At 63.7% G+C, this 22,489-nt stretch carries 18 protein-coding genes; 5 read left to right on the top strand and 13 right to left on the bottom strand.

The window, feature by feature from the left end:
- Position 1 precedes the first annotated feature (1 nt).
- Both KVU_RS15855 and KVU_RS15850 read left to right on the top strand, forming a co-directional pair.
- Positions 2-2,083: a hydantoinase/oxoprolinase family protein gene (locus tag KVU_RS15855; protein ID WP_014538204.1), complete on the top strand. Its 2,082-nt coding sequence runs from the start codon at positions 2-4 to the stop codon at positions 2,081-2,083.
- Positions 2,073-3,701, top strand: a complete 1,629-nt coding sequence (locus tag KVU_RS15850) for a hydantoinase B/oxoprolinase family protein (RefSeq protein ID WP_013385596.1) — start codon at positions 2,073-2,075, stop codon at positions 3,699-3,701. Before KVU_RS15855 ends, KVU_RS15850 begins: the two co-directional genes overlap by 11 nt.
- A 37-nt stretch (positions 3,702-3,738) precedes the next feature.
- On the opposite strand, the gene KVU_RS15845 is transcribed toward KVU_RS15850, so the two are convergent.
- Together KVU_RS15845 and KVU_RS15840 are read right to left on the bottom strand one after the other, a co-directional pair.
- A complete protein-coding gene (locus KVU_RS15845) occupies positions 3,739-4,950 on the bottom strand; it encodes a M20/M25/M40 family metallo-hydrolase (RefSeq protein ID WP_014538202.1) in 1,212 nt (403 codons plus the stop codon).
- Between the two features lie 66 nt (positions 4,951-5,016).
- Positions 5,017-5,931, bottom strand: a complete 915-nt coding sequence (locus tag KVU_RS15840; protein WP_013385594.1) for an AroM family protein — start codon at positions 5,929-5,931, stop codon at positions 5,017-5,019.
- A gap of 82 nt (positions 5,932-6,013) precedes the next feature.
- Between KVU_RS15840 and KVU_RS15835 the strand changes: the two genes are divergently transcribed.
- The gene (locus KVU_RS15835; protein ID WP_013385593.1) at positions 6,014-7,093 is read left to right on the top strand and encodes an S-methyl thiohydantoin desulfurase family protein; all 1,080 of its coding nucleotides are present in this window, start codon (positions 6,014-6,016) and stop codon (positions 7,091-7,093) included.
- Complete coding sequence (locus KVU_RS15830) at positions 7,090-8,634, top strand: hydantoinase/oxoprolinase N-terminal domain-containing protein (protein WP_014538201.1); 1,545 nt, start codon at positions 7,090-7,092, stop codon at positions 8,632-8,634. Before KVU_RS15835 ends, KVU_RS15830 begins: the two co-directional genes overlap by 4 nt.
- An 18-nt stretch (positions 8,635-8,652) precedes the next feature.
- Here the strand turns inward: KVU_RS15830 and KVU_RS15825 are convergent, their stop codons facing one another.
- The 9 genes from KVU_RS15825 to KVU_RS15785 form a co-directional block, all read right to left on the bottom strand.
- Positions 8,653-9,684, bottom strand: coding sequence for an HlyD family secretion protein (locus tag KVU_RS15825; protein WP_014538200.1), 1,032 nt, complete (start codon positions 9,682-9,684; stop codon positions 8,653-8,655).
- A 5-nt stretch (positions 9,685-9,689) separates the two neighbouring features.
- Positions 9,690-11,351: an efflux MFS transporter permease gene (locus tag KVU_RS15820; RefSeq protein ID WP_013385809.1), complete on the bottom strand. Its 1,662-nt coding sequence runs from the start codon at positions 11,349-11,351 to the stop codon at positions 9,690-9,692.
- Positions 11,352-11,363: 12 nt separating this feature from the next.
- On the bottom strand, positions 11,364-11,801 hold the full coding sequence (locus tag KVU_RS15815) for a MarR family winged helix-turn-helix transcriptional regulator (protein WP_013385808.1): 438 nt from the start codon (positions 11,799-11,801) through the stop codon (positions 11,364-11,366).
- A 161-nt stretch (positions 11,802-11,962) separates the two neighbouring features.
- Complete coding sequence (locus KVU_RS15810; RefSeq protein WP_013385807.1) at positions 11,963-13,456, bottom strand: carboxylesterase/lipase family protein; 1,494 nt, start codon at positions 13,454-13,456, stop codon at positions 11,963-11,965.
- A gap of 10 nt (positions 13,457-13,466) precedes the next feature.
- A complete protein-coding gene (locus KVU_RS15805; protein ID WP_013385806.1) occupies positions 13,467-14,300 on the bottom strand; it encodes an ATP-binding cassette domain-containing protein in 834 nt (277 codons plus the stop codon).
- Positions 14,301-14,309: 9 nt separating this feature from the next.
- The gene (locus KVU_RS15800) at positions 14,310-16,052 is read right to left on the bottom strand and encodes a dipeptide/oligopeptide/nickel ABC transporter permease/ATP-binding protein (RefSeq protein WP_013385805.1); all 1,743 of its coding nucleotides are present in this window, start codon (positions 16,050-16,052) and stop codon (positions 14,310-14,312) included.
- Positions 16,052-16,993 carry an ABC transporter permease gene (locus tag KVU_RS15795; RefSeq protein ID WP_013385804.1) on the bottom strand — a complete coding sequence of 314 codons (942 nt, stop codon included), beginning with the start codon at positions 16,991-16,993 and terminating at the stop codon, positions 16,052-16,054. Before KVU_RS15795 ends, KVU_RS15800 begins: the two co-directional genes overlap by 1 nt.
- A gap of 52 nt (positions 16,994-17,045) precedes the next feature.
- Positions 17,046-18,608, bottom strand: coding sequence for an ABC transporter substrate-binding protein (locus KVU_RS15790; protein WP_013385803.1), 1,563 nt, complete (start codon positions 18,606-18,608; stop codon positions 17,046-17,048).
- A gap of 70 nt (positions 18,609-18,678) precedes the next feature.
- On the bottom strand, positions 18,679-19,191 hold the full coding sequence (locus KVU_RS15785; protein WP_013385802.1) for a gluconokinase: 513 nt from the start codon (positions 19,189-19,191) through the stop codon (positions 18,679-18,681).
- A 106-nt stretch (positions 19,192-19,297) separates the two neighbouring features.
- Here KVU_RS15785 and KVU_RS15780 point away from each other — a divergent pair, with 106 nt between their 5' ends.
- Positions 19,298-19,987: a FadR/GntR family transcriptional regulator gene (locus KVU_RS15780; RefSeq protein ID WP_044008283.1), complete on the top strand. Its 690-nt coding sequence runs from the start codon at positions 19,298-19,300 to the stop codon at positions 19,985-19,987.
- A gap of 2 nt (positions 19,988-19,989) precedes the next feature.
- On the opposite strand, the gene eda is transcribed toward KVU_RS15780, so the two are convergent.
- Positions 19,990-20,634, bottom strand: a complete 645-nt coding sequence (gene eda, locus KVU_RS15775; RefSeq protein ID WP_013385800.1) for a bifunctional 4-hydroxy-2-oxoglutarate aldolase/2-dehydro-3-deoxy-phosphogluconate aldolase — start codon at positions 20,632-20,634, stop codon at positions 19,990-19,992.
- Positions 20,635-20,672: 38 nt separating this feature from the next.
- Positions 20,673-22,481 (bottom strand): phosphogluconate dehydratase, encoded by a 1,809-nt coding sequence (gene edd, locus KVU_RS15770; protein ID WP_014538199.1) that lies wholly within the window; start codon positions 22,479-22,481, stop codon positions 20,673-20,675.
- Positions 22,482-22,489: the final 8 nt, after the last annotated feature.

Below are 22,489 nucleotides of genomic sequence, written 5' to 3'. Positions count from 1 at the left end.
GATGATGGCAGATAAAATCCCCAGCCTGCGCGTCGGCGCCGATACCGGCGGCACATTCACCGATATTTCAATTTACGACCCCGCAACGGGCAAGCTCTCGGTGTGGAAAGTCTCCAGCACCAATGCCGACCCGTCCGAGGCGATTGCCACCGGCATCGCCGAGGGGTTGGCCGCCTATGGGCGCACGCCTGACGAGGTGGCCTATGTCGGCCATGGCACCACGGTTGCGACCAATGCGCTGATCACCGGCAAATTCGCGAAAACCGCGATGCTGACGACGCAAGGCTTTCGCGATGTGATCGAGATCCGCCGCCAGATGCGGCCGGATCTTTATGATCTGCAGCAGGTGAAAACGCCGCCGCTGGCCCCTCGCGATCTGCGGTTGGAACTCTCTGAGCGGGTGAATTTCGACGGCTCGGTCCGCATCCTGCTGGACGAGGCCGAGGTGCGCGCCCGCGCCGCCACCTTGCGCGCCGAGGGTGTGGAATCTGTCGCCATCGGATTCCTCTTCGCCTATCTTTACCCCGATCACGAAGAAACCGTTGCCCGCATTCTGGCCGAGGAATTGCCGGGCGTGTTCATCGCCTCCTCTGCCGATGTCGCGCCCGAGTATCGCGAGTTTGAACGGTTCTCGACCACCGTGGTGAACGCTGCGCTGGGGCCGGTGATGAAGCGTTACCTTGACCGGCTGCGGCCGCGTTTGCAGGCGATTGGCGTTCAGCCCGAGCCGCGCCTGACCCAAAGCAATGGCGGCGTGATTTCCGCCGCCGAGGCCGCGATGTATCCGGTACGCACCGTACTGTCTGGCCCTGCGGCGGGCGTCATGGGCGCGCTAGAGATTGCGGGCGCGGCAGGTTTCCCCGATGTCATCACGTTTGATATGGGCGGCACGTCGTCCGATGTGGCGCTGATCGACAAGGGGCGGCCGCAATTGGTGACGGATGCGGTGGTGCACGGCCATCCGATCAAAGTGCCGATGCTGGATATTCACGCGGTTGGTGCAGGCGGCGGCTCGATCGCCTGGATCGACGCGGGCGGCCACCTGAAGGTCGGGCCGCAAAGCGCAGGCGCGGTGCCCGGCCCGGTCTGTTATGGCAAGGGCAATACCGAGCCGACCGTGACCGACGCCAATGTGGTGCTGGGTGTGCTGCATCCGACGCATCTGCTGGATGGGCGTTTGCCGATTGATCGTCAGGCTGCGGTGGATGCGATCCAAGCGCTGGCAGACCGCCTTGGCATGGGTCTGATGGAGACGGCGCAGGGCATTATCGCGGTCGCGACGGCGAATATGGCCAAGGCGATCCGCGTCGTGTCGGTCGAGCGCGGCTATGATCCGCGTGATTATGCGCTGATGGCCTTTGGCGGCGCAGGCCCCTTGCACGCGGCGCGCCTTGCACGTGAGTTGGACATGCCGCGCCTGCTGGTGCCGCGCAATCCGGGCATCATGTGTTCGATGGGTCTGCTGCTGACCGATCTAAAGACGCATTTCGCACTGGGGCGGCGCATCCGGCTGGATGCCGAGGGGCTGGGCGCTGTGGCCGAAAGCTTTGCCACGCTGGAGGCCCGCGCCGAGGGCTGGTTTGCGCAGCAGGGCATTGCGGATGCCGACCGCGCCACCCAGCGCAGCCTAGACATGCGCTATCGCGGCCAAGGCTTTGAACTGCCGGTCGATTGTCCCGCAGGTCCGATCACAGATGCGACTGTCGCTGCACTGCGCGAGGGCTTTGCCGAGGCGCATCGCCAAGTCTATGGCTATGCCTTCCCCGATGAGCCAATCGATATCATCGCGCTGCGCCTTGCCGCGACCGGCCATGTGCCGCGCGCGCGCCTGTCGGCCGAGGAGCCAGCAACCGGCCCCGCCAGCGCCGCCATCACCGGCACGCGCGATGTCTGGTTGCCAGAGCGTGGCACTTTCGCGGCGCTGCCCCTCTATGATCGGGCGCAGTTGCAGCCCGGCCATGTGGTGAAAGGCCCGGCGATCCTGAACCAGATGGATAGCACCACGCTGGTGCTGGACGGCCAGACCGTCACCATCGACCCCTATCTGAACCTTGTGATTGCCGAGGATGCCGATGAAGCTTGATCCGATTACCGTCGAAGTCATCGGCAATGCGCTGTCCACTGTGGTCGAGGAGATGGGCCGCGCGCTGATGCGGGCCTCTTATTCCGCCAATATCAAAGAGCGCGGCGATTGTTCGGCGGCGGTGTTTGACACGCGCGGCCGCCTGATCGCGCAGGCGCAGCAGATCCCGCTGCATATGGGATCGCTGCTGGGTATCGCCGAGGCGGTGCTGTCGCGCACGGACCTGTCCACCGTGGTCGAGGGCGATGTGTTCATCGGCAACGACGCCTATACCGGCGGCGGCACGCATTTGAACGATATCGTCTTTTTCGAGCCGGTGTTCGCCCAGGGCGCGATTGTCGCTTGGGTTGCGAATATCGCGCACCATTCCGATTTCGTCGACCGCGGCCATGCGCATATTTTCCAAGAGGGGCCGCGTATCCCGCCGATCCGTCTGTATCGCGCGGGCGTGATCCAGCAAGATATCCTCGATTTCCTGCTGTTGAACTGTCAGGTGCCCGAGGAGCGCGTCAGCGATTTTCGTGCGCAGATGGCCTCGAACCGGCTGGGCGTGCAGCGGATGCAGGCGCTGTACACCCGCTATGGCGCGGCAACGGTCGATGCGGCCAGCGCGCAATTGCTGGATTATTCCGAGCGTATGGCCCGCGCCGGTATCAGTGCGATCCCTGATGGGCGCTATGCCTTTTCGCATGATTTCGATACCAGCCTTTGGCCGGAGCTTTTGAACCTGTCGGTCGCGATCGAGATCAAGGGCGATGAGGCTTTGTTCGACTTTACCGGTTGTCCGCCGCAAACGCGGTCTGGGATGAATATGGTGTTCACCGCGCTGCAGGCCTGCGTCTATTTCGTGGTGAAAACGCTGATCGATCCCGCAACGCCCGCGAATGCCGGTTTCCATCGCGCCTTGTCGATCACCGCGCCTGCGGGATCGGTGGTGAATGCGACCGCACCCGCCGCCGTTTACAGCCGTCACGATATCTCGCAGCGGCTGATCGACATGATGTTCGCCGCGCTCGCGCCGGTGCTGGCGGATCGGGTGCCTGCGGGATCGACGGGTGTCACCGTGCAGACGGTCAGTGGCACCAACCCGCGCAATGGCAAGTTCTATGTCTATAACGAAAGCATGGGCGGCGGCATGGGCGCGCGCCAGCGGCTGGACGGGCTGGACGGGGTGCATGTGAACAGCACCAATTCCGCCAATATCCCCGTCGAGGCGCTGGAGAGTGAATATCCGCTGTCGGTCGATGTTTACGAGCTGGTGCAGGATTCTGGCGGCGCGGGGCAATATCGCGGCGGCATGGCGATCCGGCGCCGCATCTCGCCCACCGGTCATCAGGCGACGGTGAACCTTGGCGGGCCGCTGAACCGCATCCCGGCTTGGGGTCTGGATGGCGGTGCGCCGGGCGGCCTTGCGCGGATTGAACTGGGCGAGGGCGTAAAGCCGCTATCGGCGCGTAACGGTATGCTGGAGGACGGTCAAAAGGCGGCGGCAGTCACATCGGGCGGCGGCGGCTTTGGCGATCCGCGCCAGCGCGACCGTGATCTGGTGCGTCGCGATCTGCGCGAGGGTCGGATTTCCGAGGCGGCCGCACGAGATATCTACGGCCTTGATATCTAAAGGAATGCCGCCCCCAGTGACGGGGGCGGCATTTACATTATTCGGCGATGCCAGCGACGGCCAGAATGGTGGCAAGGATCGCGGATTGCGACCGCATCACTTTATCCTCGGCCACATCGATGTTTTCTTCCAGTGAATGGGCGCGGGTGTTGTCATCGGCGCCGTGCCCCATGCAAACGGCAGGCACGCCAAGGCTGATCGGAATATTCGCATCGGTCGAGGAGGCGCGCAATTCGGCGTCGAACCCATAGGCGCGGGCGGCTTCAAGGCTGGCGGCCACGATATCCGAGGCCGGATCGCACAGGCCCGCAGGGCGGTTGCCGATATTTTGCAATTCGACCGAGATCACACCCGCATGGGTTTGCCCGCGTGCGTTTTCCGCCGCGACCGCCTGATCCAGCAGCGCGCGGAATGCGCGGTCGATGCGCGTGAGTTCCGTGGCCGAGACCGAGCGCAGGTCAAGTTCGAACCAGACGGCTTCGGGCGTCGCATTGACCGAGGTCCCGCCGCCGAACACCGAGGGTGTGGCGGTGGTTTTCGGCTCGGTCGGCAGGTGAAGCTGCGAGAGGCCGGTCAGAACCGCGGCCATGGCATAGGCGGGGTTCACGACGCCAAAGGCCCCAAAGCTATGGCCGCCGGGGCCACGGAAGGTGACGCGATAGCGCAGCGAGCCGACGGCCTGGTTGACGATGCGGGCGGTCTGATCGCCATCGACGCCAACAAAGGCCTCGATCTGGCCCTTAAAGGGGCCCTGTTCGAACAGGTGGCGGATGCCACGCAGATCGCCTTTGCCCTCTTCGCCGACATCGCCGACGAACAGGATCGAGCGCGCGGGCCGGATACCTGCCGCGATCAGCGCGCGGATCATGTTCAGATTGGTGGCAAGGCCGCGCGTGTCATCGCCGACACCGGGCGCGAACAGGCGCGTGCCCTCGCGGCGGACGGTGACATCGGTGCCTTCGGGAAAAACGGTGTCGAGGTGGGCGGCAACGGCAACATGGCCGGCGTTATGGCCGCCGCGCAAGACGCCGCAGACATTGCCGATATCGTCGATAAAGGCGTCATCAAGGCCGGCATCGATCATCATTTTCAGATAGGCGGCCGCGCGGCGCTGCTCTTTGAACGGCGGGGCGGGGATCTCCGTCAGGGTGATCAGCTCATCCACAAAGCGGGTGTAGCCCTGTTGCAGAGCAGCTTCGGCGGCTTTGAAACGGGGGTCGTTCAGAACGGTTGTAACCGTGGTCGTCATGGTGGGGTCCTCTCGTATGCGCGCACCCTAGGGCGAATGGCGGGCGGGCGGAATAGGGTAAGACCACTAGATGCCGCCCTCGGCGCTCCGTTGCGCGGCGATCAGAAAGATCAGCTCGTGCGCGGATCGCACGTTGAGGCGGCGCATGATCTGGCTGCGGTGGATTTCTACGGTTTTGGGGCTGATACCCAATCGCCGCGCGATCAGTTTGCTAGAGAGACCCTCAGGCATCAGCAGCAGAACCTGGCGCTGGCGCGGGGTCAGGCCCGACAGCAGGTCCGGCGCAAGATCGCTGCCCGGCGCCCGGCGCGTCGACAGCAGCAATTGCAGCGCCGAGGCGACGATCTTGCGCGCCAGCAGCACGCGCCGACCAGATGCGGCGCGCACGATATCGGCATCCGCCGCGCTATAGCTGACGGCATTGAGCACAATAAAGGCGCAATGCGACAGCGCGCGGCCTGCCTGTTCCAGCGCGGTGCGATCACCCATGCGGGCGGCGATTTTCTCGACTTTATAGGATGATAGCGCGGGGATCGCCTCATACGCGGCTTGATGCGGCAGCGGCTGGATGATGCCGATCTGCTCGCCCATCTCGGCCAGGGCGCTGATGGTGCTTTCCAATGCGCGCTGCGCGTTCACGGTGGGAAAGGGCGTGTCGAAATCGCCCAAAAGGCCGGTCGAGAGGATCACCACCAGCGGCCGCTGATCGACCGGCACCTGCGCCAGCGCCGCGGCCATCCGCGCGGCAAGGCGCGGCTTGGACAGGGTGATCCACTGCCCGCCCGCGTCAAAGGTCATGATCTGCGCCTCGTCCTCCGTGGGGGCAAGCGCGGCGATGGCGGCGGGCGATAGCCCATCCAGCGCGCCGATTTCATGCGCCTCGATCGGCAGGGGCAAGGCGCGCGTCACATCCGCGATCAGATCGGGGCGCGGGCTTTGGCCTGCGGTCAGGAAATAGACTGCTGTCGGGCGGTTGGACATAGGGGGCATCCCTTATTTAACCGTCTTTGCAATCAGGCTATCGCTGGTGGCAGTCAAGCCCAACCAAAGGGGGTCGCGTGCCATGACACGTCTTTTCACCGCGGACGAGATTGATCCGTTGGCCATGGGGGCCTGGATTTTGGGCACCGGCGGCGGCGGCAATCCCTATCTGGCGCAGTTGAACCTGCATCAACTCTATCGCCACGGCAAAACCGTGTCGCTGATCGACCCATCGGAATTGGCCGATGATGATATGGTTGCGGTCGTGTCCAAAATGGGCGCGCCGCTGGTGGGGCAGGAACGTCTGGTCGATCCCGAACATCTGGCCCGTGCCGTCCGCGCGATGGAGGAATATCTGGGCAAAACATTCGCCGCTGTGATGTCGGTCGAAATTGGCGGCGGTAATGCGTTGTCGCCGTTTCTGGCCGCCGCGCATCTGGGGATTCCGGTGGTGGATGCCGATGCGATGGGCCGCGCCTATCCCGAGGCGCAGATGACCAGTTTCGCCATTGGTGATCTGAAAATGTATCCGCTGTCGCTGGTGGATTGCCGCGGCTCTGAGGCGATTGTGACCAAAGTGCCGACCTGGAAATGGATGGAGCGGATCTCGCGCGCGATGGTGACGGAAGTGGGCTCGACCTCGGCCACCTGCAAGGCGCCCCGCACGGGCGCCGAGGTCAAGGAATGGGGCGTGCTGAACACCGTGACCAAGGCCATCGGGCTGGGACGCGCGGTGATGGCGGCGCAGGCCGCACATACTGATCCCGTGCAAGCGGTGCTCGATTACGAGGGCGGCATCCGCATGTTCACTGGCAAGATCGCCGATATCGACCGCACGACGACGGGCGGCTTCCTACGCGGCGCGGCCAAGATCGAAGGGCTGGACGGCGATGCGGGCGATGTGATGGAGCTGGCGTTCCAGAACGAATGGACGGTCGCCTATAGGAACGGCACGCCCGTCGCCAGCACGCCCGATCTGCTGTGCCTGCTGGATACGGTTTCCGGCGAGGCGATTGGAACTGAGACGGTGCGCTATGGCCAGCGCGTCACGGTCGTCGCGCTGCCTGCGCCTGCGGTGCTGTGCACGGAACGCGGCTTGCAGAACGTCGGCCCCCGCGCCTTTGGCTATGATATGGATTTCAAATCGGTTTTCGACACATGAAGCGTATTGGTATTGATGTAGGCGGCACGAATACCGATGCCGTATTGATCACCGGCGAGCGGGTTTTGTCCTTTATCAAACAACCCACCACCGCCGATGTGATGACGGGCGTGGTGAATGCAATCAAAGCGGTCATGGCCGCCGATCCCGAGCCGCATATCGCGATTGATGCGGTCATGATCGGCACCACGCATTTCACCAATGCGGTGGTCGAGCGCGCGCGTCTGGAGCGCGCCGCCGCCGTGCGGATCGCGATGCCGGCCTCGGCCTCGCTGCCGCCAATGGTGGATTGGCCGCAGGATCTGTTCGATGCGGTTGCGCCGCTGCGCTTTATGGTCGAGGGCGGGCATGAATATGACGGTCGCCCGCTGGTGCCGTTCAACCGCGAACAGATGTTCGATGCCGCCTATCAGATCCGCGATGCGGGGATCACGTCGGTCGGGATCACGGGGCTGTTCTCGCCCCTGACCGCCGAGGGCGAGGCGGAGGCTGCCGCGGTCATCCGCACCGTCATCCCCGATGCGCGGATCACGCTGTCGCATACGCTGGGCCGGATCGGCCTGCTCGAGCGGGAAAACGTCACCATGCTGAACGCGGCCTTGCAGGGGCTTGGCGCCAGCACGGTCGATGCGTTTCGCAAGGCGCTGGTGGAATGCGGGATTACCGCGCGGTTCTATCTGACGCAGAACGACGGCACGGTGGTGCTGGCGGATGTGGCGGCGGCGAACCCTGTCTATAGCTTTGCCTCTGGCCCGACCAATTCGATGCGCGGGGCGGCGTTTTTGACGGGTCGCCTTGACGGGATGGTGGTCGATGTCGGCGGCACGACGGCTGATATCGGCTATCTGCAGGGCGGCTTCCCGCGTCAGGCGAATAATGTGGTGAAAGTGGGCGGCGTGCGCACGCTGTTCCGGATGCCCGACCTGCTGCCGATTGCGCTGGGGGGCGGCACGATCATCAACCCCGAGACGCTGGCGATTGGCCCGCGCTCGGTCGGGTATAACCTTTTGCGCGATGCGATGGTGTTCGGGGGTAGCATCCTGACCGCGACCGATATCGCGGTCGCGGCGGGTCTGGCCGAGATCGGCGACAGGGATCGGGTGAAGGGTCTGGACAAGGCGCTGGTCGATGGCGCGCTGGCCGGTATGCGCAAGCTGCTGGAAGAAAACGTCGACCGGATGAAAACCTCGGCCGAGGGCACGCCGCTGCTGGCGGTTGGGGGCGGGGCCTTCCTGATCCCGGACGAATTACGGGGCTGCTCGGAAGTGGTGCGAGTCGAACATGCCGGTGTCGCCAACGCGATTGGCGCGGCGATGGCGCAGGTCTCGGGCGAGGTGGATCAGGTGTTCTCGGGCCTTGATCGCGACGCCGCGCTGGCCGAGGCCGAGCGTCTGGCCCGCGCGCAGGCCGTGGCCGCAGGCGCGGGCGAGGAGACGATCAGCGTGATTGATGCAGAGGATATCCCCATCGCCTATCTGCCCGGCAAAGCGCGGCGTGTGCGCCTGCGGGTGGTCGGCGATATCGACTTTGGCGGCAAATAACGCGCGGGAATCCAGCCCTTAGAGGGGCTGGATTTTTGCATTGACCGAGAGGCCGGGGACGAGGTTCTGGGTTCCTGCCTGATCGGGATCAATGGTGATGCGCACGGGGACACGCTGCGGGATTTTGGTGAAATTCCCGGTCGCATTGGTGCCCTGCATCAGGCTGAACTCGGATGCGGCGGCGGGCGAAAAGCTCTCGACCGTGCCCGCGAAATTCTGCCCGCCCATCGCATCGACCGAGAAGGTGACATGCTGGCCGAGGTGGATCGCCGAGAGGTTCCCCTCGTTGAAATTGGCGATGACCCACAGATCCTTGCCGACATGCGGCACCAGCGCGGTGCCGGCCGAGACATATTGTCCAACGCGGGCCGAGACTTGGCCAAGGTAGCCATCGGCTGGGGCGCGGATCACCGTATGTTCCAGATCGAGCTGCGCGAGGGCCACGGCAGCGACGGCGCTGGCGATATTCGCCTCGGCGGTCGAGATTTGCGCGATGGCGCCTGCCAGTTGTTCGCGCTGGACGGCGACGGTGGCTTCGGCCTGGCTATATTGCGCGACGGCGTTTTGCAGCGACAGGTCCGCCTGCTCGATCGAGGCATCGGTCGCGACGCCGCGCGTGCGCAGCTCGGACGTGCGGTCACGGGCGGATTGGGCGGTATCAACCGCGATCTGCGCCGCGACCAGCGCGGCTTCCTTGGCGTGCAAGGTCGCCTCGGCCGAGCGGACATTTTGCTGCGCGACGCTGAGTGCGGCATCAGCACCGGCGCGGGTCGCCTCGGCCTGGGCCAGACGCTCGCGATAGGTGCGGTCGTCGATGACGGCTATGGGATCGCCCGCATGGACTTCCTGAAAGTCGGTGACGGGGACTTCGCTGATATAGCCCGAGAGTTGCGGCGCAAGGCTGGTGACCTTGCCGCGCAGATAGGCGTTTTCCGTGCTGGGCAGCGCGGGGGAAAAGGGCGGCAGGTGCCATGCGAACAGAACCGCCAGCACACCGGCAAGTCCAAGGGCGCCGACAATCGCAGTCGGCAGGATAACAGAGCGTTTCATTTCATTTACGTCCGGGAGGGGGTTGGGGCATCTGCAGGCGCGGCTGCGGGTGGGGTTGGCGGGCCAGAAGGAGGGCCGGGTGGCCCCGCCGGGATCACGCTGGGGTCGATCTTGCGCCAGATCCAGTCGCGCAGAGAATGCAGGATCAGGGCCGCGAGGGCGGCGCAGGCGATCAGCCCGATGATGAAATAGGCGTCATTATAGGCCAGCACATAGGCCTGTTGGTTGGCCTGCGTGGCCAATTGTGCGACGGCATTCGACTGGTTCGCGGCCTGATCGGCGCTGGTGGCCGCGAACATCCGCGCGCCCGCTGCAATAGCGGCCTGCACCTGCGGGTCGGTCGGCACCAGCTGTTCGTTCAAGGTGGCCAGGTGGAAGGCCTGCCGGTGGTTGATCAGCGTCGTGAACAGCCCCGACCCCATCACCGCCCCCAGGCTTTGCGTCGCGATAAAGACGATAATGAAGGACAGGATATATTGCGGGCCGCGGGCCAGCGCGCTCATCAACCCCATCATCATTGCGGGGGGCATGAACAGCATACTGCCGATGGCGATCAGCGCCTGGCTGAACATGAATTGCGCCGGGCGCGTGTCGATGGTCGATTGCGAGTCCAAAAAGGCGGCGCAGGCGATCAGCACCAGCGCGGTCGCGTGCATCGCGGCCTCTTGTTTGGGTTTGATCCAGATGATCGCGATCAGGCCGCCCAGCAAGGTCGCCCAGCAGATCACGCTGAACAGGTCGACCATTTGGCCGGGACCCACGCCCAGCACCTGAAACATACGCGGCGCGCCTGCGGATTGCTCGGACAGGATCAGGCGGAACAGCAGCAGGGTGATCGTCAGGTGCAAGATCGCGGGCGAGGCGATCCAGCGAAAGTCGATCATCGGATCATCGCGCGTCAGTTCCACCATGACAGCGGCGGCCAAAAGGCCAACCGACCCGGCCAGCACCCAGCCGATCCATGCGGCCTGATCCCAGAAATAGGTCGGGCCCAGCGTCGCGCAGCTGATCAACCCGGTAAAACCGGCCGAGATCAGCGCGAAGCTGACGAAATCCAGCGTTTTCAATACCTTTTCGCGCGGCTGCGGTTGCAGTGGCAGGAACCACACCACCGCCAGACACATCAGCGCAAGGCCAAGGCTGGCCAGATGGATACCGAACAGCCCGCCGTCCCCGATCAGCGAGGGCGAGACGACGCGCGCAAAATTCGGCCCGATCATAATCATCGTCATCGCCAGCGGCATGCCCAGCTTCAGCTTGAACATCGGGCTGAACGGCTCGATCATGTACAAAAAGGCGAGGGTCGACAGTGGCGCTGCGGCACAGCCCGACAGGAACTGCACCAGCATCGCGGAATCCATGTCATCGGTGAACAGCGCAGCCACCGCGACAAGGGCAAAGGCGATGACGCTGACCTCGGTAAAGCGGCGCAGGCCGTATTGGGTGCGGATCTTGATCAGCAGCAGCGGCAGCGCGGCGCGCGGCGTCATATAGGCGACCATCAGCCAAGTGGCATCGGTGGTCGACACGCCAAGATCACCGGCAATCTGCGGAAGATTGGCGGTGATAAAGCCCTGTCCAAGGCCTTGGGCCAGCGCGATCAGCACGCCGGCAATAAGATAGGGTATGGCGGCTTTACCGCTCATGCCTGCAAAGATCGCGGGCATTGCCGTTGCTTTCTATTTGATACCGTCTTCGCTGATGCGGGCGGCGTTTTGGGCCATGATATCCAGCGCGCGCGACAGGGTGTCGCGATCCTCGGGCGGGATGCCGGTCAGGACGCCGCGCCGCATCTCGCGCACAAGGCGGGTGATGCTGCTGGAGCGGGCAAGGTCGGTCAGGAACAGCGCGCGTTTACGCGCATCGCCGTCGACACCGCGCCGTTCGATAAAGCCAAGATCTTCCAGCGCATCGACCTGACGTTTCAGGGTCGGGGCCTCGATCTCCAGCTTTTGCGCCAGTTCCGCCTGTGTCGCCCCCTCCATATGCGAGAGCGCGCTGATGACGCGCGCCCGGGCCGAGGTCAGGCCAAGTTCAGCGGCCGCAATGTCGAAATTGCGGCGCAGGCTGCGCATCAGGCGCAGCAATTGGTCGAGGATCTCGGGGTCCGAGGGCATGGGGATACCTGATGAATGATGATTGCGCTAATTACTTAGCATGCTATCCATCTAGAGTAAGGCCATCGGGATTGCAAGGGGGTGCGACAGGGCGGCGCAAATAAAAACCGCCCCGAAATGGGGCGGTTTGCTGCGACAAAGGATGTATGTCGCGGATCTTTCTAGCCTTGGGGCCAATAGGCGGCCTCTTCGTCGTGGCGGTGGCTGTCCAGTTGCGCGGGCGCGTCAAAGCGTATCGACAGCGCGTCGGCACGGTCAAAGGTGGGCCAGCCGGGATCACCGGTTTTCGCAAAACCCACCCAGCGGCTGTGCATGTCATCTGCCAGGCTTTGCGGCGCGGCATCGCCCAGCATGGCGGGGATATTGGGGTGGTTCAGGATGTCAAAGACGAAGGGCAGTTCGACCAGATGCGAGGCGCCGATCATGCCACCCAGTTGCGGCGATTTCCATGTGAACTCGTAAAGCCAGCCTTGGCCTCCCAGCGCCGCATGTTCGCCCGCCGCCCAAACGGTGCCGCCGCCGAACATCGACCATGTCTGCATCCGGTCGCGGATCTGGCCGGGCGTGGCATGCGCGCCCAGCGTCTTTTTCACAAAGGCCAGCAGGCTTTCGGGGTTTTTCGACACGCGCGCGGCAAAGGCGGTGACATCCGCCTCAGTCGCTTTGGCATGTAGCCCGTTCGGGACGGTGAACAGGGTCGCCTCGTCGGTGTTAAAGCCCCAGATGACCTGTTTGCCAACCGATGCGCCAGCACTGAACGCGCCGCGCACATCCAGCGGCAACACGTCGCCGTCGCCGTAGGGGCGGGCGATCAGCGTGCCCTCGGAGGCGATCAGCGGGTCCGAGGCATTGCGCGCAACCTCGGCCACTACATCCAGCAGCGCCTGTTGGCTGATGTCGCGGAAGGCATCGACTGTGGGCGCAATGCCAAGCGCGCTGGACACTTCGCGCGCCACCGCATCGGCAAGGGCAGCTTTGGGGGCGCTGGGGGCAAGGCCGGATTGGCTGATCGCCTTGTGGAACAGATCTTTGGCGGCGGGCGCGGTCAGCAGCAGATTGACGCTGGCGGCCCCTGCGGATTCGCCAAAAATGGTGACATTGCCCGCATCACCGCCAAAATTCGCAATATTGCGCTGCACCCATTCCAGCGCAGCGATCTGGTCGCGGATGGCGTTATTCGCATCGCCCCCCTCGAGCTTAAGGAACCCCTCAAGACCAAGGCGATAGTTGATCGTGACCAGCACGACGCCATCCTCGGCAAAGCGGGTGCCGTCATACATCGGCACCGCGCCATTGCCATGATCAAAAGCGCCGCCGTGGATATAGACCATGACGGGCGCGCGGGCATTCATGTCGCGCGTCCAGATGTTCAGGTTCAGGATCTCCGTGCCGCGCACCCAGCCGGGGCTGAACACGGCGCGATAGTTGAAACCCGGGCCGCGAAAGCTGGGCTCGTTCTGCGGCGAGGTCGGGCCGGTATTGGTCGCATCGCGAAAACCCTCCCAACCCGGATGGCGCTGGGGCGCCTTGAACCGCAGATCGCCATAGGGCGCGGCGGCATAGGGCACGCCGCGAAAGTGGATGACGTCGGGGGTCTTAAAGTAACCGACGATCTGACCGGCTTCGGTCTGGGCGATGACAGAGGTCTTGCTCATGTGATGTCCTTCAGGCTTGTGCGGCGAGGTCGAGGCGGCGGGCGCGGCGGATGCGCTGTCGGGCCGGATCGGGGACGGGCGCGGCCAGCAGCAGCCGTTTGGTATAGGGGTTCTGGGGCCGCGCACCGATCACTTCGGCATCGCCCCATTCGACGATCTCGCCGTGATACATCACCGCGACGCGGCGCGAGATTTGCCGCACCAGCGCCAGATCATGCGCGATGAACAGATAGGCGACGCCGGTTTCGCGCTGGATATCGGCCAGCAGGCTGGTCACGCGTTCCTGTGTCGTCACATCAAGGGCGCTGACAGGCTCGTCGCAGATGATCAGTTTGGGATCGACCATCAGCGATCGCGCGATGGCGATGCGCTGGCGCTGACCGCCCGAGAATTCGCGCGGCAGGCGCGAGAGCGCACTGCGGGGCATGTTCACCCGCTCGAGCAGACGGGCGGCTTTGGCGCGGGCATCCTCGGCGGTGCCGATGCGGTGGACGCGCAGCGGCTCGATCAGGATATCCTCGATACTCATGACGGGGTTCAAGGATGAATAGGGGTCTTGAAAAATCACCTGGATATCGCGGCTAAGGGCGCGGCGCTGGCCGCGGGACGCGCGCGAAATATCCTTCCCGCCATAGCTGATCGTGCCCGAATGCACATCGGCAAGGCCGAGGATCGCGCGCCCCAGCGTGGTTTTACCCGAGCCGCTCTCGCCCACCAGCCCCACGGTCTCGCCGCGCTGGATATCCAGCGAGACGCCATGTAACGCACGGGCGGGCTTGGCGAAAAAGCCGCTGCCGGGATATTCGACGACAAGGTTATCGACCTGAAGAAGTGTGTCTGACATAGCGTCCTCTCAGTCTTGTCCAAGGTCGCGTTCCAGCGCGCGGGCGTGCTGCAAAAGCGATTGGGTGTAGGGGTGCTGCGGCGCGGTAAAGATCTGATCGACGGGGGCGTGTTCCATGATCTGGCCATCGCGCATGACGACGACCTCGGTGCAGATATCGGCGACGACGCCAAGGTCGTGGGTGACCAGCACGATGGACATGTCGAATGTCGACTGGAGTTCCCGCAGCAGATCCAGAATGCCCGCCTCGACCGTCACATCAAGGGCGGTGGTCGGCTCGTCCGCGATCAGGATATCGGGCTGACCCGCCAGCGCCCAAGCGATCGAGACACGCTGCGCCATGCCGCCGGATAGCTGGTGCGGATAGCTTTCATACACCTTTTTCGGATCGCGCATCCCGACGGTTTTCAACAGCTCGAGCGCCTCGGCATCGGCCGCGCGGCGCGAGAGGCCGCGAAAGCGCATCAGCGGCCCCCGCAGGTGGGTCTTGACCTTGAAACAGGGGTCGAGGGCGTTCATCGGCTCTTGCGAGACCAGCGCGATGCGGCGACCGCGGATGCCTTTGTAACCGGCCTCATCCGCACCGGCGAGGTTTGCCTGATCCAAAATGATGCTGCCTTGGGTGATGCAAAGCGGCGTCGGCAGAAGGCCAAGGATCGACAGCGCGGTGATAGTTTTCCCCGAGCCGCTTTCGCCGACGAGGCCAAGCGTGGTGCCGCGTTTGACGTCAAAGCTGACGCCGCGCACCAGCGGGTGGGTGCCGCCCTTGCCATCGGGGAAACCGACATGCAGATCGCGCACCGACAGCGCGATGTCATCGGCCTTTGGCGTTTGATCCTGCGCGGGTCGCGGGGCCGAGGCGCTGGAGGCCAGCAGATTGCCGCGCTGCGCCTGCGGCAGTGCATCGCGCGCCGCATCCCCGATAAAGTTCAGCGCCAGTGTCGTCAGCGCAATCGCAAGACCCGCAGGCACCATCATCCACGGCTGGGTATAGACCTGCAGCGAAGCCTCGGCGACCATCTGGCCCCAGCTGGGGAAGGGTGGTCGCGCGCCAAGGCCCAGAAAGCTGAGGCCCGATTGCAGCAGCAGCGCAATCCCCAGCATCATCGAGGTCTGCACCACGATCGGCCCGATCATATTGGGCAACACATGGCGGATCAGAATGCGCAGATCACGCACGCCAAAGACGCGGGCGGCATCGACATAAAGCTCGCGCGCGACGCCCTGGGTGGTGGATGTCGCAAGGCGCATAAAGCCCGCCGACAGCATGGTCCCCAGCGCGATCATGGCAAAATACATATTATTGCCAAAGACCGCGAGGACCGCCAGCAGCACGATGATCGTGGGGATGGTCAGCAGCAGGTCGGCCAAACGGCTGGTGATCAGGTTCACCCAGCGGCCATAGTAACCGGCGAGCAAGCCCAGCGGCAGACCGATCATCACAGCGACGGTCACGGCAACCAGCGATCCGATCAACGCCTCGGCCGCGCCATGCATCAGGCGCGACAGGATATCGCGGCCCAGCTGGTCGGTGCCAAGGGGATGCGCCAGCGTCGGCAGTTGGAAGGTCGCGCGCAGGTTGTTTTCAATCGGCGAATAGGGCGAAAGCTGGGTCGCAAAAACGGCGGCAACCGCAACGATGACGATCCACGACAGGCCAATGATAGCGGTCGGACGCGTCAGCACATCGCGCAGATAGCTCTTGCGTTTGATGATGGGGCGCTCGGTGGTGTTTGTGGTTGTTATGGTCATCACGACAGCCTCATTTTCGGATTGAGCCAGCCCTGCGCCAGATCGAGGCAGAGGTTCACCAGCAGCACGATGACGGTGATATAGATGACGACGCCTTGCACGACGGGCAGGTCGCGCTGTTGCACGGCGCTGACGACCAACTGGCCGATGCCGGGCAGGGCAAAGACGGTCTCGGTAATCACCGCGCCGCCCAAAAGGGCGACGAATTGCAACCCGATCACGGTGATGACCGGTATGGCGGCATTGCGCAGCCCGTGCTTAAAGGCGATGACGCCCACCGGCAGGCCGCTGGCGCGTAGCGAGCGGATGAAATCCTTGCCCAGCACCTCTTGAAACGAGGCCCGCGTCTGGCGCGTCAGGGTGGAGATGGCAGCGATGGAAATCGCCACAATCGGCAGAATCAGCGACATTGCCCACATGCCGGGATTGCGGGTGATGGGGGTATAGCCATTGGCGGGCAGCCACATCAGCGTCACCGCAAACAGCAACACCAGCAGCAGCCCCGCCCAGAAACTGGGGATCGCCATGCCGATCGAGGTCAGCGTGCGCAAGCTGCGGTCGACCGCGCCGCCTTTCAGCGCCGCCCACATCCCCAGCGCGATACCAACGACGGCCGAAAACACCGTGGCGCCAATCGCCAGCGTCAGCGTGACGGTCGAGCGCTGGCCAATCGCATAGAGCACATCTTGGTTGTTGATCAGCGAGCGGCCGAATTCAAGCTGCGCGAGCTGCCCCAAGTAACTGACATATTGCGCAAAAAACGGACGGTCTAGACCAAGTTCGCCCCGCAGGCGAGCCACTTGATCCGGTGTCGCCTGATCGCCCAGGATGGTCTGCGCCACGTCTCCGGGCAGCATATAGACCAGCAGGAAGGTCAGTGTGGCGACGATGAGAAGCGTTGGAATCGCGGTCAAAAGCCGCTTTGCAACAAACCAAAGCATGTCGAACTCCGTGGGAAAAGGGGCGTCCGGACGGGCCGGACGCCGGGGCCGATTACTCGGCTTTGTTGCGCAGCTCGTAGAACAGCGGCACGGTGACGCCGGGCGTGAAAGTCACGTCCGACAGCGCATCCTCGCGGTAATAGGCGACGGCGTTGACGACGGTGGTGGGCAAGAACCACGCCTTTTCAACCACAGCGCGGCCCAGATCACGGAAGCCCTGTTGGCGCGCCGCATCACTGGTCTGGTTTGCGGCGGCTTCCCACAGCGCATTGAGTTCCGGATCGACCGAGCCGAAGGCGTTAAAGATCGTGCCGGGCGACAGGAACAGCGTTTTGGAATCGGTGAACGCGCCCTGACCGCCAAAGCCGTTCACGAAACCGCCGTTCTGGCGCATGATCGACGGATCGGATGTGGTGCCCGCCAGCGAATTGATCTGCATGGTCACGCCGATCTCGGCCAGATAGGCGGCAATGGCCTGTGCGTAATCGCCGTCGCGCTGCGGAAAGAACATGGCGACCGAAAAGGTGAAACCATCGGGGTAGCCAGCATCACGCAGCAGGGCGCGGGCGCGATCGGGATCATAGGGATAGAGGTCGTTCAGCGCCGCGTCATAGGCCTCGGTATTGGGGCCAAAGATCTGCGTCGTCAGCGCGCCTTCACCGCGATAGACCGAGGCGAGGATCGCCTCGCGGTCGACGGCAAAGTTCAACGCTTGGCGCACGCGCTGATCGGCAAGGGCGGGGGCAAGCGCGCCATCGCGGTCATGCAGCACGATATGGAAGACGTTGGTCGGCTGTTCGGCGACCTGCAGACCGGCACGGCGGGCAACCTCGACGTTATCAGGGCCGCCATACCCCAGCTGCGCGACGCCCGATTGCAGTGCGGTCAGCATGGCATTCTGGTCGCCGTAAACCTTCATCGTGATGGTCGCATAGGGATAGGCGTCTGGGTCGTAGTAATGCGGGTTCTTGGTGTAGACATAGGTGTCGTTGACGATTGTATTCGCGGCATCAAGGACATAGGGGCCAGCGCCTGCGGGGTTCGTCGCCAGATCCGACCCCTCGGCCAGCGCGGCGGGGTTCACGATCATGCCGCTGAGCTGGCTGATGATACGCTCGAGGTCGGGGTTTGCTTGGTTCAGGCTGATCACGACGGTGCGCGCGTCAGGCGCGGTGACGCCCGCGAGGGAATCCGACAGCTCGCGCGTTTGCGGGCCCGATACCGTCAGCAGGCGGTCGAGGTTTTGTTTCACCGCATCCGCCGTCACCGGCGTTGTGCCATCTGAAAAGACCACGCCCTCGCGCAGGGTCAGCGTATATTCACGGCGCGCCTCATCGCTATAGCCGAATTCGACAGCAAGGGCGGGGCCATAGGTGCCGTCGGTATTCTGGCGGATCAGCGGCTCGTATACCGGCAGCAGATACATCTGGTATTGGCCGCCCCACACACTGAGCAGCGGGTCATACGAGTTCGGCGGACGCTGGACGCCGACCGTGATCGTGCGGTTTTCATCCGCGCTGGCGGTGTCTTCGGTCTTGCAGGCGACCAGTGCGGTTGTGCCAAGCAGGAGCGCTGCAACCATCAGGCTGCGGCGCGAAATCAGGGAAAGTCGCATGAACAGATGTTCCTTTTGCAAACACGATTACAACGACGGGAGGTGAGGAGAGGACGAATGTCGCTCGGCGTCAGCCTGCGAGTCGATCGCTGCGCCGCAGTTGATCGACGATATCGGTGACCGGCACAGATACGTCGATTGTTACCCCGTTTTCGTCGGGGAACAGCGGCTCAAGCGTTTGGAATTGTGAAGCAAGTAGGCTGCTGGGCATATAATGATGCGCCCGCGCCGCAAGGCGCGATCCAATCAGGTCTTGGGTGCCTGATAGAAAGATAAAGCGGACATCACCGGGCTTGCCGCGCAAAATATCGCGATAGTCGCGGCGCAGCGCGGAACAGGCCACGCTGGTACGTTGGCCATTTGCGGCCTGCATATCCATCCAGTCGCGGATACGCGCAAGCCATGGCAAACGATCCTCGGTCGTCAGGGCAATGCCGGACGACATTTTCTGAACCGCTTCCGGCGTATGGAAATCATCCGCATCGGCAAAGATGCGGCCTGTTGCATCAGCCAGCTGATGCGCAACAGTGGTTTTACCGGCGCCGGCAACGCCGAACACCACAAAGTGCTGAGGTTCAGCCATCCCTCTCCTCCCAAAGAAGATGCTGATGAGGGACAAGTCGCCCTCGCATAAATCATATGTAGGATATATGATCGGTGTCAATCGGATTTGGTGCTGGGAGGATGCCTTGTCACGACAAACCATCTATGACGATCTGCTGGATCAACTGGGCCAACGGATTTGCGGTGGCGTCTATGCCGCGCATGAGGTGCTGCGCACCGATGATCTGGCGGCTGAATTTGATCTGTCGCGCACCGTCATCCGCGAGGCGTTGAAAGTCATCGAATCGATGGGGTTGATCCGGGCGCGGCGATCCTTGGGGCTGGTGGTTATGCCGCAAGCGGATTGGCATGTGTTCGACCCGCGCGTCATCCGCTGGCGCATGGCGGGGCCGGATCGGATGAACCAGCTGCGCAGCTTGACCCAGTTGCGCCAGACGATCGAGCCGGTGGCAACACGCTTTGCCGCGCTGCATGCCAGTGATGCACAGCGGCAGCAGATCGTGGAACTGGCTGATCTTATGATGGAAACCGGCGAAAAGGGCGATCTTGCGGCCTTTTTGGCGCATGATATCGACTTTCACGCCCTGCTGCTGGAAGCGAGCGGCAATGAAATGTTCCGCGCCATTTCGACCAGCGTGGCCGCCGTGCTAAAGGGGCGCACGGAACATAAGTTGATGCCGACCAAGCCCAAGCCCGAAAGCCTTGCGCTGCATAAGTTGGTCGCCGTCAGTGTCGCCAATGGCGACAGCGCCACCGCCGAGGCGGCGATGCAAACCCTGATGAACGAGGTTCGCACCACCTTGGACGGGATTTAGCCTTAGACGCCTGCGATCAGGCGGGCATCGGCGGCAAGGCGGGTGATCTCGGCCCAATTGCCCGATGCAACGGCGGATTTTGGTGCGACCCAGCTGCCGCCGACGCAGATGACATTGGGCAGGCTGAGGTATTTGACCGCATTCGAGGGGCTGACGCCGCCCGTCGGGCAGAATTTCACCTGCGGCAGCGGCGAGGACCATGCCGACAGCAGCGGCACGCCGCCCGCATATTCGGCAGGAAAGAATTTCTGCACCGTAAAGCCCTGTTCCAAAAGAAACATCACTTCGGATGCGGTGGCCGCGCCCGGCAGCAGGGGCAGCTCATATTCGGCGCAGGCATCAATCAGGGCCTGGGTCGCGCCGGGCGAGACGCCGAATTTCGCGCCTGCGGCTTTCGCGGCTTTTACATCGGCGGGGGTCAGCAGCGTGCCTGCACCTACGACGCCGCCCTCGACCTCGGCCATGGCGCGGATGACATCCAGCGCGGCGGGGGTGCGCAAAGTGACTTCCAGCGCGGGCAGGCCGCCTGCGACCAACGCGCTGGCCAAGGGCTTGGCATCTGCGGTGTTTTCAACGATCAGAACCGGAACGACGGGGGCAAGCGCGCAAATCTTTGCGGCGGCGGCGGATTGTTCGGCGGGTGTCACGTGTCAGGCTCCGATGTGATTTAGCATTAAACGACGGCTTAAACGACCACGGCTGCTCCGGTTTCGGCACCGCCAACTTGCGCGCGGAACGCGGCGAATAGCTCGCGTCCCATGCCGCTGGCGCTGGCCTCCAGATCAACCGGCGCGGGTTTGCGGCCCGCAAGGTCGGTCAGGCACTCCAGCGTGCCGTTCGTCGCATCGAGGCGCAGCATATCACCATCTTGCAAGAGTGCTAGTGTCCCACCTGCCGCCGCTTCGGGGGAAATGTGAATGGCGGCGGGCACTTTGCCCGAGGCGCCGGACATGCGGCCATCGGTGACCAGCGCCACACGCAGGCCGCGATCTTGCAGCACCGACAGCACGGGGGTCAGCGTGTGCAGTTCGGGCATGCCATTGGCGCGCGGCCCCTGAAAGCGCACCACCACAATCGTATCGCTGGTGAATTCGCCGCGCTGGAAGGCGGCTTTCACGTCGTGCTGATCGTGGAAAACGCGGGCAGGCGCCTCGATCACATGGCGATCCGGTGCGACGGCCGAGATTTTGATGACGCCGCGCCCGAGGTTCCCCGAAAGCTGGCGCAGACCGCCGGTGGCGGCGAACGGATCGGCGGCCGGGCGCAGGATTTTCTCGTTCAGCGTGGTCTTTGGTCCGTCGACCCAGTGCAGGGCGCCGTCGATCATCTTCGGCTCGGTCCGATAGGCGTCCAGACCCTCGCCCATGATGGTCTGCACATCGTTATGCAACAGGCCAGCGTCCAGCAGCTCGCCAATCAGGAATTGCAGGCCGCCTGCGGCGTGGAAATGGTTCACATCGGCCAAGCCGTTCGGGTAGACGCGCGCCATCAGCGGCACCACAGCGGCGATATCGGCAAAGTCCTGCAGATCCAGCAGCACGCCCGAGGCGCGCGCCATCGCAGGCAGGTGCAGCACGAGGTTGGTCGAGCCGCCCGTGGCCATCAGCCCGACGATCCCATTCACATAAGCGCGGGCGTCCAAGATCTCGCCGATGGGGCGGAAGTCATTCCCCAGCGCGGTGATTTCCACGGCGCGGCGCACGGCGGCTGCGGTCAGCGCATCGCGAATGGGCTGGCCGGGATTGATAAAGGTCGCGCCGGGCAGGTGCAGGCCCATGACCTCCATCAACATCTGGTTGGTATTGGCGGTGCCGTAAAAGGTGCAGGTGCCGGGGCCGTGATAGCTGGCCATCTCGGACGCCATCAGTTCTTCGCGCGTGGCTTTTCCTTCGGCAAAGGCATTGCGGACGGCAGCTTTTTCGCTGTTGGTGATGCCCGAGGCCATCGGCCCCGCTGGCACGAAGACCGCCGGAATATGGCCAAAGGTCGAGGCGGCCATGATCAGGCCGGGCACGATCTTGTCGCAAACGCCCAAATAGAGCGAGGTGTCATAGCAATTATGGCTGAGGCCAACGCCCGCGGCCATGGCGATGACATCGCGGGAAAACAGCGACAGTTCCATCCCCGGCTGGCCTTGAGTCACGCCGTCACACATGGCGGGCACGCCGCCTGCAACCTGCGCGGTGGCGCCAACGGTGCGGGCGGTCGCGCGGATCAATTCGGGATAGGTTTCGAACGGCTGATGCGCCGATAGCATGTCGTTATAGGCGGTGATGATGCCGATATTGGGCGCGCGGCCAGCGGCCAGCGACACCTTGTCCTGACCCATCGCGGCATAGGCATGGGCCTGATTGCCGCAGGCCAGATGCGCGCGGGCGGGACCTGCACTTGCGGCCTTGCCGATCTTGTCCAGATAGGCACTGCGCACGCCCTCCGAGCGTTGCAAGATGCGGTCGGTGACACGGTTTATCGTGTCGTGAATAGGACGCTGCATAGCCATCT

The sequence above is a fragment of the Ketogulonicigenium vulgare WSH-001 genome (assembly GCF_000223375.1).
Taxonomy (GTDB): domain Bacteria; phylum Pseudomonadota; class Alphaproteobacteria; order Rhodobacterales; family Rhodobacteraceae; genus Ketogulonicigenium; species Ketogulonicigenium vulgare.
Note: the sequence above shows the minus strand (reverse complement) of the source record. Positions and strands in the feature narration are given on the sequence as shown.